Source organism: Methylobacterium sp. A49B (assembly GCF_053346215.1).
On sequence record NZ_JBKFBO010000128.1, the window covers coordinates 86,343 to 95,517 of the forward strand.

Annotated in this window: 16 protein-coding genes; 5 read left to right on the forward strand and 11 right to left on the reverse strand. The window is 70.6% G+C overall.

Annotated elements, in window-relative coordinates:
- Positions 1-196: 196 nt before the first annotated feature.
- The 3 genes from ACLBX9_RS26780 to ACLBX9_RS26790 all read right to left on the reverse strand — a co-directional run bounded on the left by ACLBX9_RS26780 (position 197) and on the right by ACLBX9_RS26790 (position 2,962).
- Complete coding sequence (locus ACLBX9_RS26780) at positions 197-400, reverse strand: hypothetical protein (RefSeq protein ID WP_447721025.1); 204 nt, start codon at positions 398-400, stop codon at positions 197-199.
- Between the two features lie 107 nt (positions 401-507).
- On the reverse strand, positions 508-777 hold the full coding sequence (locus tag ACLBX9_RS26785; protein WP_447721026.1) for a hypothetical protein: 270 nt from the start codon (positions 775-777) through the stop codon (positions 508-510).
- 91 nt (positions 778-868) lie between these two features.
- Positions 869-2,962: a hypothetical protein gene (locus tag ACLBX9_RS26790; protein ID WP_447721027.1), complete on the reverse strand. Its 2,094-nt coding sequence runs from the start codon at positions 2,960-2,962 to the stop codon at positions 869-871.
- Between the two features lie 176 nt (positions 2,963-3,138).
- On the opposite strand from ACLBX9_RS26790, the gene ACLBX9_RS26795 reads away from it, so the two are divergent.
- The 3 genes from ACLBX9_RS26795 (at position 3,139) to ACLBX9_RS26805 (ending at position 4,691) form a co-directional block, all read left to right on the forward strand.
- Positions 3,139-3,969 (forward strand): hypothetical protein, encoded by an 831-nt coding sequence (locus ACLBX9_RS26795; protein WP_447721028.1) that lies wholly within the window; start codon positions 3,139-3,141, stop codon positions 3,967-3,969.
- Positions 3,970-4,048: 79 nt separating this feature from the next.
- Positions 4,049-4,297, forward strand: a complete 249-nt coding sequence (locus tag ACLBX9_RS26800) for a hypothetical protein (RefSeq protein ID WP_010685418.1) — start codon at positions 4,049-4,051, stop codon at positions 4,295-4,297.
- Positions 4,298-4,487: 190 nt separating this feature from the next.
- Entirely contained in the window at positions 4,488-4,691 is a 204-nt protein-coding gene (locus ACLBX9_RS26805; RefSeq protein WP_244625534.1) for a hypothetical protein, read from the forward strand.
- A 46-nt stretch (positions 4,692-4,737) separates the two neighbouring features.
- On the opposite strand, the gene ACLBX9_RS26810 is transcribed toward ACLBX9_RS26805, so the two are convergent.
- Positions 4,738-4,965: a hypothetical protein gene (locus ACLBX9_RS26810; RefSeq protein WP_010685420.1), complete on the reverse strand. Its 228-nt coding sequence runs from the start codon at positions 4,963-4,965 to the stop codon at positions 4,738-4,740.
- Positions 4,966-5,371: 406 nt separating this feature from the next.
- On the opposite strand from ACLBX9_RS26810, the gene ACLBX9_RS26815 reads away from it, so the two are divergent.
- Positions 5,372-5,626, forward strand: coding sequence for a hypothetical protein (locus ACLBX9_RS26815; protein WP_010685421.1), 255 nt, complete (start codon positions 5,372-5,374; stop codon positions 5,624-5,626).
- 81 nt (positions 5,627-5,707) lie between these two features.
- Here ACLBX9_RS26815 and ACLBX9_RS26820 read toward each other — a convergent pair whose 3' ends face one another.
- The gene (locus ACLBX9_RS26820) at positions 5,708-5,950 is read right to left on the reverse strand and encodes a hypothetical protein (RefSeq protein WP_447721029.1); all 243 of its coding nucleotides are present in this window, start codon (positions 5,948-5,950) and stop codon (positions 5,708-5,710) included.
- Between the two features lie 178 nt (positions 5,951-6,128).
- Entirely contained in the window at positions 6,129-6,314 is a 186-nt protein-coding gene (locus tag ACLBX9_RS26825; protein ID WP_010685422.1) for a hypothetical protein, read from the reverse strand.
- A 93-nt stretch (positions 6,315-6,407) separates the two neighbouring features.
- On the opposite strand from ACLBX9_RS26825, the gene ACLBX9_RS26830 reads away from it, so the two are divergent.
- Entirely contained in the window at positions 6,408-6,626 is a 219-nt protein-coding gene (locus tag ACLBX9_RS26830; RefSeq protein WP_432419879.1) for a hypothetical protein, read from the forward strand.
- Between the two features lie 49 nt (positions 6,627-6,675).
- Here the strand turns inward: ACLBX9_RS26830 and ACLBX9_RS26835 are convergent, their stop codons facing one another.
- The 5 genes from ACLBX9_RS26835 to ACLBX9_RS26855 form a co-directional block, all read right to left on the reverse strand.
- Positions 6,676-7,005, reverse strand: a complete 330-nt coding sequence (locus tag ACLBX9_RS26835; protein WP_447721030.1) for a hypothetical protein — start codon at positions 7,003-7,005, stop codon at positions 6,676-6,678.
- A 293-nt stretch (positions 7,006-7,298) separates the two neighbouring features.
- On the reverse strand, positions 7,299-7,598 hold the full coding sequence (locus tag ACLBX9_RS26840) for a PilZ domain-containing protein (protein WP_447721031.1): 300 nt from the start codon (positions 7,596-7,598) through the stop codon (positions 7,299-7,301).
- A gap of 220 nt (positions 7,599-7,818) precedes the next feature.
- On the reverse strand, positions 7,819-8,001 hold the full coding sequence (locus tag ACLBX9_RS26845) for a hypothetical protein (protein WP_010685426.1): 183 nt from the start codon (positions 7,999-8,001) through the stop codon (positions 7,819-7,821).
- Between the two features lie 463 nt (positions 8,002-8,464).
- Positions 8,465-8,734, reverse strand: a complete 270-nt coding sequence (locus ACLBX9_RS26850; RefSeq protein ID WP_010685427.1) for a hypothetical protein — start codon at positions 8,732-8,734, stop codon at positions 8,465-8,467.
- A 196-nt stretch (positions 8,735-8,930) separates the two neighbouring features.
- Positions 8,931-9,175, reverse strand: a 245-nt coding sequence (locus tag ACLBX9_RS26855; RefSeq protein ID WP_447721032.1) for a MucR family transcriptional regulator, incomplete at its 5' end; no start/stop codon positions are given.

Here is a 9,175-nt window from a genome sequence, read left to right on the forward strand (position 1 = left end):
AGCGGGGCGCGAGGCTCCTTCCCCCCGGCCGGGCTTGCCCGTCGAGGGCTTCTTCGTGCCGATCCCGGGCAGACCCGGGATCGGCCTAGAGGAGCGACAGGGTGAGGGATCATGTCCTTCCGGACAACGCGCACCCCTCGCCCTACCCCTTTCCAGCACGGCAGTGACGGCGCGTCCGCCCGACGCGCCGCCGCCATTAGCGGGCCGGCAGCGTCAGGGCCGCCTGCGCGGTTTGGCCGGAGGTGGTCGCGTCGGCGGGCTCGACCAGCGGCACCGTGGCGGCCGAGAGGGCGAGAGCGGCCAGGAACAGGCCGGTGGCGGCGGCGCCGGCCCGGGGGCGCGGCAGACGGAGGGCGGAGCGGCGCTGCGCCGGGCGGGGACTTCGATCGGTCCGGATCATGGCGGCCTCGTCGGTTCGGGGTGGGCATCGCGCCCTGCATGGGGAGGCAACGCGGGCAGGCCGCGCACCGGTTCCCGAACCGATCGATCGCCCGTCGCCGGAGCCGCTCAGCTCCGCGTCGCGAGATGCCGCCCCAGCGCCCCGAGCACGCAGCCGGCGAGATAGGGCGGCAGCAGCAGGGCCGCCGCGTCCAGCCAGAGGCCCGGCACGCCCGGCACGAACCCGGCGATCGCCGCGGCCCCCAGCAGACCCGCCAGCACGAACAGGCCAAGGGGCACGCCGTACCGGTCCGGCCAGCCCGCGAGGGCACCGACCACGAGGCCGAGCGCACCTGCCCCGGCGAGCCCGGGCCAGAACCCGGCGAGCAGAAGCGTCACGGCCGTCCGGCCTCCCTGCGGGTGCGGTGAAGACGCGGGCGCGGGAACGGGCGCGACCCGGCCGGCGGGCGCGCGGCGGAGCAGATGGCCGTCACGGCAGCAGCGCGATGGCGACGGGCCCGGCCGGGACGTCCGGTCCCGGCGCGACCTGATCGGGGCGGGCGCCCGCCTGGAGCAGGTACTCGACCACGGCCTGCGCCCGCAGGCGCGGCAGGTCCTGCGGCGGCTCGTCGGGCGCTTCGGCCGGCTTCTTCGCCGCCGTCTTGCCGTGGGCGGCCGCCTCCTTCCGGGGCAGATCTTTCTTCGATCCGTCCTTCTTCCCCGCATCGGCCTTCGGCGCGTCCTTCTTCGGTGCGTCCTTCGCGACCGCCCCCGCCTTCTCTCCGGGCCCCTCCGGCGCGGCCTTGCCGGATGCCGGTTTGGCCGCCGCGGACGTGTCCGGCGTCGCCGCGGGCTTCCCGGCCTGTCCCTCCGGCTTGGCGGCACTGGCGGGCTGGGCCGGGTCCGCGGCGGAATGGGCGCCCTCCCCCGGGCCCGGTCCGGCGGCCGGCGTCGGCGGAGCCTTCGCCGGGGCCGGCTTGGTGGCGTCGGCGGGCCCCGAGACCGCGAGGTGCAGCGACGGGCACGCCTTGGCAAGGGCGGCCAGGGCGTCGAGGGTCGGGTAGAAGGCCGGCGACAGCACGGTGCTGCCCGCCGGGAAGCGCAGGTCCGCCCGGGTCAGGTCGGCGGCGTCGGCCCGGCAGGTCTCCGGGTCGCGCCGTTCCGCCGGCTGCCGGGCCGAGACCGAGGCCTGCCCGGTCCAGCCCCGGGGAAGCGCCTCGGCCAGCCGGTCGGAGGCGCGGGCGGCGCTCTCGCGGTAGAGGCTTTCGCCGCTCAGCTTCAGGGCGCGGTCCGAGGCCGCCAGCTCGCCCGAGGCGAGGCCGGTCACCAGGGGGATCGCGGCGGCCAGTGCGCCGCCCAGATCCGGCGGGGCACCCTCGGCGAGGCGGGTGCGGTCGATCACGGGCTCGCGGAACAGGCGCGGCCTCAGGGCGTCGAGCAGGCGCTCCCGGGTCTGGACATCCGGCACATGCCCGGTGAGCGTGACCGCATCCGCGGTCCGGCGGATCGTCACCCGGTAGGGCGAGAGCGGCCGCGCCGCCAGCGCCACCCTACCGGCCTTCACGCCGGCGGGCCGGGCGTCGCGCATCAGCGCCTCCGCGTCGGGAACAGCCTGCCCGTCGATGGCGTCCCCGGTCACCGAGACGGCGCCGTCTGCGAAGGCGACGCGGCCGGTCTGGATCAGCTCAGCCAGCCGGAACGCGAAGGCGATGAGGGTCTTGGGATCGATCGCCGGGTCGAGGCCGCGGGCCGGCAGGAGCCGGTCGTCCACGGCGCCGCCGGCCGCAGCCTCGGAGGCGGCGCGCCGGGCCGCTTCCAGGTCGGACGCGGTGGGTGCGAACCCGTCGAGCGTGATCCCCCGGGCGGTCTTCTCCACGGCGAACCGATACGATGCCACCAGCGGCGGCAGGATCTCGACCCGCCCGACACTGAACCCCTCCGGCGGCTCGGATAGGGCGGCGCGGAGCGCCTCGTAGGCGGGCACGTCCACGGCCTCGCCGGACAGGCTGAGCACCGTGTCGTCGAGCGACGCCCGGCCGCCCTTGGCGAGGCCTGAGAGCCGTGCCGCCAGGAACGCCGCCGCGCTCGCGAATTCCGGCGGCGCCCCGCGGGCGGCCCGCGCGGTGTCGTCGAGGCTCGTGCCGGGGCTCAGGGCGCCCGTGACCCGCGCCTCCAGGGCGCGCCGGCCCATCTCCGCCGGGCGGCTGCCCTCCAGGGCGACCCGGTCCGGCCCCAGGCGGATCGCGGTCCACCGGAACGGCGCCGCGGTTTCGACGAGGCCGATCTCGGAGACGATCCGGCGCGGCCCGTCCAGTGTGGCAAGACGGAGAAGCGCGCCGGTGCGCGCCGTGACATCGGGCGCCTCGCCGGCCGCCAGGAGGTCCCGGCCCCGGGCCTCCAGCCGCAGCCAGGGCTCGCCGGTTCCGGTACCGGTGCCGGCCACCACGGTCGCGCCCGCGGCCTCGATCCGATCACCGATCTCCGGGGCGGCGTAGAGGGTCGCGCTCGCCCAGACCAGCGCGAACGCCGGCAGGCCGGCGAGCCAGCCGGCACGGCGCAGGCCTGAGGCGAAGAAGTCGGGCAACGGTGCAGTCGTGGGTTCGGGCGGATCCGCCTGTCAGACGACACCGGCTTTCCGGCAGGATGAAGGCCGCAACCTCCCGTTCCGGCCGCTGCGGTGGGGGTCCGCGTCAGCGCGCCGCCGGACCCGCACGGGCCGCGGCTTCGTTGATCCCTGAAGCGCTTTACGCGGAGACAATCATGCGGGCCATCCTCGCCGCCCTGCTGGTGCCGATCGCCGTCCCGGCCTGGGCCCAGAGCCTGTCGGCCACCGCGACGGTCCCGAATTCGGCCTCCCTGGAGCCCAACAGCGCCATCGCCAATCCCGGGCAGCTCAGCCTCGGCGGCGGAACGACCACCGGCCCCTTCCCGACCCTCTCGGCGCAGACCGGCGGCCTCGTCAATGCCGGCCAGCTCAGCCTCAGCCGCTCGGGCGGCGGTGGCGGCACCATCGGCGCGCCGTCTGGAACCGGACTCGCCGCGGGCCAACTCGGCCCGTCGGGAACCGGGGATACGGGCGGCGCCGGACTCGCGGGGACGACGGCCGGTTCGAGCGGGATCGGCAACACGATCGGCGCTACCGGGATCCGGATCGGCTCCAGTTCCACCGCACGCTCGGCGCAGGGTTCGATCGGGGGCGGCGTCTCGTCGATCGGCTCCGGCAGCCTGCCGGTCGGCGCCTCCGCGAGCGGCCTGACCTCCCCGGCAAACGGCTTCGGAGCCGGTGGCACCGGGACATCGACGGGCGGCGTTTTCGGGGTCTCGACCGGACAGGGGCGCCTCGGCACCGGCTTCGCGACATCGGGGATTGCGGCCAGCGGCGGCGCAAGCAGTGGCGGCGCCGGAATCGCTGTCGGCACGTCCGGGATCACAGACCGCGATCTCGATGCCGCCGCCACGGCGCGCACGCCACAGGCCGCGGGCGGCGCCTCCGGCGGTGCCGGCATCGCGGGCGCGGCGCCCGGCTCAGGGAGCAGTGCCTGCAAAGGCTTGCCGGCCGAGGCCTGCCTCGTCGGGGCTGACACCTTCTGAGGGACCGGTCGACGCGGAACCGGTCTCAAGCGGTGCCGTTCCTTCTGAGCCGGCACCTGGGCCGGGACAGGAGGCAGGGATGAACGTCACGGTGGGCCGCATCTCGCTCGCGGCCGTTCTCGTTCTGGGCGTCTCCAGCGCGGCGTTTGCGCGCGAGGCGGGGACCAAGACTCGCGGGGCCGACAGGGCATCGGGCCTGCATGGGATCGGCTTCACCGAGCCGAAATTCGGATCGACGCTTCGGACGGCCAGGGATCAACCCTATACGTGGCCGGTGAGCGACCGCTATCGTCCGGTCTCCCAGCCCTTCTACGGACGGGCCTACTGAGAGTCTCCGAAACACCGCCGGCGCGACCCCGCGCCGGCGTCCAGAGGCAGAGCCAGGAATGTGCGCGATGCATCCGCGAAGCTGGCTTGTCCTAACGGCCCTCGTCGCCTCGCCTTTCGCGGTGCAAGCGGGGGAGTTCGCGCAGACGGCGCCGGCTCCCGGCATGGCCTTGACGCTTCCCGAGCCCGGCATGGCGAACGGCGTTCCCGCACGGGCGCCGCCCTCTGCCGCAGAGACGCCAGCACCGGTCGCGCCCCAGGTCGAATTCCAGGGCAGTCGGCGGCGGTTCAAGGCGCTTGGCAGTGGATTGCCGGTGATCGACGGCCAGCTTCCCAACCAGCGCACAGGGCCGAAACGCGAACACGTGGTGCACGACATCTGTATCGGCTGCTGATCGCTTTCGACGGCGCCCCGGGTGACCGAAATCGGTGCTGAAGCCCCTATTGAAGCGGGCGCCCAAGGGTGTTGGCCCGGATCCAACGCGGCGAGAGGATGTCGCCCGCCTCGGTGATGATCCAAGGTTGAGCATCCTCGGCCTCGATCGCCTGTGCGGCGACGGCGAGTGCTTCCCTGAGGGTTTTAAACGGTCGTCCCTCGGCGGAACGGCCAGGCGAGCGCCGGGGCCAGACAGTCAGTTCGGCGCGCATATCGAGATCGGCGGGCGTCATCTCTCGCTCCGAGTGCTTCGTGGGCTCGCCATCCCTAACGCCGCCGTGTGACGTGGATCTGGCGATCGTGTTGCCGATTCGTGTCGCGGTTCCGCGCCGGTCCTCAGTCCGCTTGCGCGGGCAGGTGGCAGGAAACGCGTCGTCTCTGAAAATCAAATCTTATACGGCCTCAATTTTCATTTGAGGTTGGCATATGGAAGTTTAATTCCTCTTGCAGTCAATGCATGGCTTCAACAGTCCTTCCTCAAATCTAGCACTCAGAATGCATCGGAAACATTGCAGTACCGTTCCGATGCGGCGTTATGGTGCAATGCGCAATCAACATGCCGCAACGCACAAATCCATGGTTTCCTGCGGGTGTCGGTCGTGTCCTGCGATCGATCCGCGCTCGAAACGGAGATGCCCCATGCGCACGATCCTCATCCTCGCCTCGGCCGCGCTTGCCACGGCTGCCGTCCTGGTCGGTCCCGCTGCCGCCGATGACCGCCTGCACCTCACCCCGCCGCTCTACAGGGAGCAGGCGCGCAGCACCCGCGAAGTCCACCCCGCCGGCGATCTGACGACCACGCCCCAGCCCGTGGCCGCTCCTGCCAGCCAGATCCGGTCCACCTCCGCCCTCGTTCGGCCCCTCATTCAGGCCTCTGCCGAGGTGAGCCGCTGAGCGCGACGCCGGGGGCACGATCGTCTCCGGCGCAGCTTCAGCCCTAGCGTCATCCTGTGCCGAGCATCGCGACGTCGATGATCAGACGAGGCGCAGGTCGCGGGCCGCGGCGGAAGGCGCGACACCCAGCCGGATCAACCGGCGTGTCCGCGCCCTCTGATCCTGTCGAGCGCTGCAGACTGAAGCTGCCGATTGATGCGCTTCGAACCACCATTCGAACCAGGCATAGTGGACGGCAACAGCGAGCAGGATGACGGTCTCTGCCTGCCGAAGACTCAGCCTCAGGCTCTCGTCCGCCAGACGGCCAACCTCGCCCGACATCATCGGCGCACCCGTTCCGATCCGTTCACTAGAACCGGGGCCGCGACTGCCTCCTGCGCGCTCAGAACCGACACGGCGCGACCGAACGGGGACCGGGATCTTCGCAACGTCATCCTGCCTCCTCGTGCACGAGCTGGCTCCTCAACCCCACCCATCCGTTGGGCGGTCTGGGGAGGCTCGGTCAGATGTCGGTCTCGCGCCTGATCACGGCGTCCTCGTCGAGGCCCTTCTGCGACAGGCCGACATCGGGATCCTCGTCGGTGATCGCCGGAGGCCTGACCGCAGGAGGCGACCGGCGCGATCCGGGCTCCGGCTCGACCGCGGCGCTGTCCTGATCCGAAAGCTCGGTCGCGCGCGCGTTCGACATCCTGAAGCTCTCCCCATCCTTTCAACGCGCCGCGCGCGCTCCGGCTCCTTGTCGGGAGCGCCCACGGCGGCAGGATCGGATCGGCAGCGCTATATGGGTCGGGAGAACAAGGAGAGCGTTGTGTTCACCGTCAAGGGGATCGACCCGTCCGGGCGCGTCATGACCTTCGCCTGCGGGACCGACGAGCAGGCCATGGAGAAGACGTGGGAACTCGCCCGTCGCGGCTTCCGCGAGATCACGGTCGCCGATCCCAAGGGCAAGGAGATGTCGGCGGCCGCTTTCGAGCGTTCCCTGAACATCGACTGGGATTGATGCGCACTCCGGCGGAGCGGCCCATCCGACCGGCGCCGCGACTGCGCCGTCAGTGCAGCTCGTAGCAATTCGTGATCACGCGCGGGTTGCGGGTCACATCGCACAGGATCGAGCACTGGACGAGATACGGCCTGTCCTTCCTGCGAAACAGGATGAGGGATGAGCGGTTGTCGAAGGTCCCGGTATAGCCGGCGATCTCCCAGCCTTCCGTGCTAAGCCGCTCGATGGTGAGTGGTTGCTCGGCCGCCGCAGTCCCCGAAATCCAAGCGAGGCTGGCGATCAGGCCCAGACAGCTGCCCGGCAGCCTGAAGCCTTGAGGCCATACGGTTGGAATGGGCCTGCGTCCCCACGGTGCGAAGTTGCGTCCCGCCGGGATCACAGCCCCGTCACCTCATCGATTTCCGGCGCAGGCTCCTCTCGCGGGGGCATCGGCTCGTCCTCCGGTGCTGGAGGAAGCCGCGGTGGGGGCATCTCGCCGCTGTTCGGCGGTGTCGGCAGCCCCTGCGGGAGGTCGACAGCCGGCGCTGCGTCGGCGTCGCGCGATTTCGGATCCGGCATGATTCGTCCCCGATGTGACTCCGGCGACGCGCCGCGTCGCGACATCAACCCGACAGAGAACGACCGGAGCGCGGGAAGGTGCCGCCCCTGCGGCGGTCGGTCCGTCGATGCCGGTCAGGACAGCTCGAGCGCGCGGGCAAGACCGAAGCCGTCCGGGTGCAGGATTGGGGATTCGTCCGTCGTCGCTCCGATCTCTTCCGCCTTTCGCCAGACCGCCCGGCAGACGAGAAACTCTTTGCTGGCATCGATGCTGAGCACGAAATGCTCCGGCACGATCTCGGCATCCGGCAGAGCGACGCGGATCCCGCCGGCGGATCGGTCGTAGACGATGCACGGTAAGCTCCGGTGCTCGTCCACCGAGATGCTGCCGGTCTCATTCAGGCGCGTACGCGGGTAACTGCGTCGTTCGAACATCGCCGCCTCGTGGAACTTCGAGCGGCAGAATCGGCGATACGCGTTCAGGGGACGTTTTTGAATTACATCAAATTGTCTGCACTGGCGATCGATTGTGAATTATGAGTTTTGATGTCGTATCCCCAACATATTCGCGGAATGTATGCAGATGATGGATCGTCCTGCCAGGCGGTTGAGCCACGCCGAAGGCCCCGACGAGGCCAGTCCGGACGGCGGAAGCCTATCCGGTGATCACCTCGACAAGGGTCGTCAAGAAGCCAAGGGCAACCGCGCCGATCCCACTCATGAACGCCACGTCCCAGCCGGCGAACTCCTTCGACTGCGGCGCGCGCATGAAGGTGAACACCGTAACGACGGTTCCGCACACGACGAGCGCGATGGCGAGGTAGATCGGACGGGACATGACGCTTCCTCTTCACCGGTCCCGCGGCCCTGGAGGGCTCATTCTGCGGACGCATGAAACCGGCGTGATCTGTCTTTGCGCGTCCGTGGACGAAGCATGACAGACGCAAACGCGGTGAACAAGGTGCATGTCAGTTCTGCATCGCAGAACGACGATGCGTAAAGGTGTGGAGATCTGATCTCAACGTCGAGCTGCTTCAAGGCGGTCGCATTGTACCGCAGCGCTGCTGGGGCGGCCGGCCCGGGCAGGTCGGAGAAGAGGCGAATGCCGTCGGCGTCGAGAATGTCTTACCGGCCTGGCGCCGTCGCGCTTAGCCGATCGTCGCCAATTCCCGCGCGGCGCCACGGCCTTCCGTGGCGAAGCGAGCCTACACGCCGACGAAGCGAACCGACGCCGCAGGCTTGACCGCCGACGCGTCGACCGCGCCCGCCCGATGGAGGATCCGAGGCTTATGCTCGGGTGATTACTTCCGGGCAGCCATCAGGTCGTGGGTGAGTACCGTCAGCTTGCCGATCAGGCTGCTGATGTCGGCGCCCTTGCAAGACCACTGCGTTCCGATTGCTTCCCCGTCCGCCGAGACGGAGACCACGGCCACGGAGCGCAGCCGACCCTCACGGGCGAGCGCCAACTGGTCCTGCAGCACTGCGATGATCGACGCGGTATCCTCGTCGGCAATGGCGGGGGCGACATGGGCCGGGAAGGGCACCACCGTACTCGTCTGCTCTCGCTTCATCTCGCTGATCCCTCGACTCTCGTCCTAGGGACCGACGTGCGCATCCGCTTTGTGCAGAGTAAGGCAGCTTGTCCGTGTCGCGCGACGTTGCGGATCAGTGTGGCGCTCGCGCAACGATCGCGGCGTCCGGGCAGCGTCGTGGCGGCATCCCGTCCGGGCGCCGCACGCGCAGCCCCGCGACGGGACGCGGATCGGCTCAGGCGGCCTGACGGCCCTTCCGCTCGGCCATGGCGCCGGGCTGTCCGAGGCCGATGGCCTTGGCGAGGGCGGAGCGCTGCTCGGCGTAGCTGGGGGCGACCATCGGGTAGTCGGCCGGCAGGCCGTAGCGCTCACGGTAGCTCTTCGGGTCGAGGCCGTGGCTGGTGAGGTGGCGCTTGAGCGTCTTGTAGGTCTTGCCGTCGATGAAGCTGACGATGCCGTCGGGCCGGACCGACTTGCGGA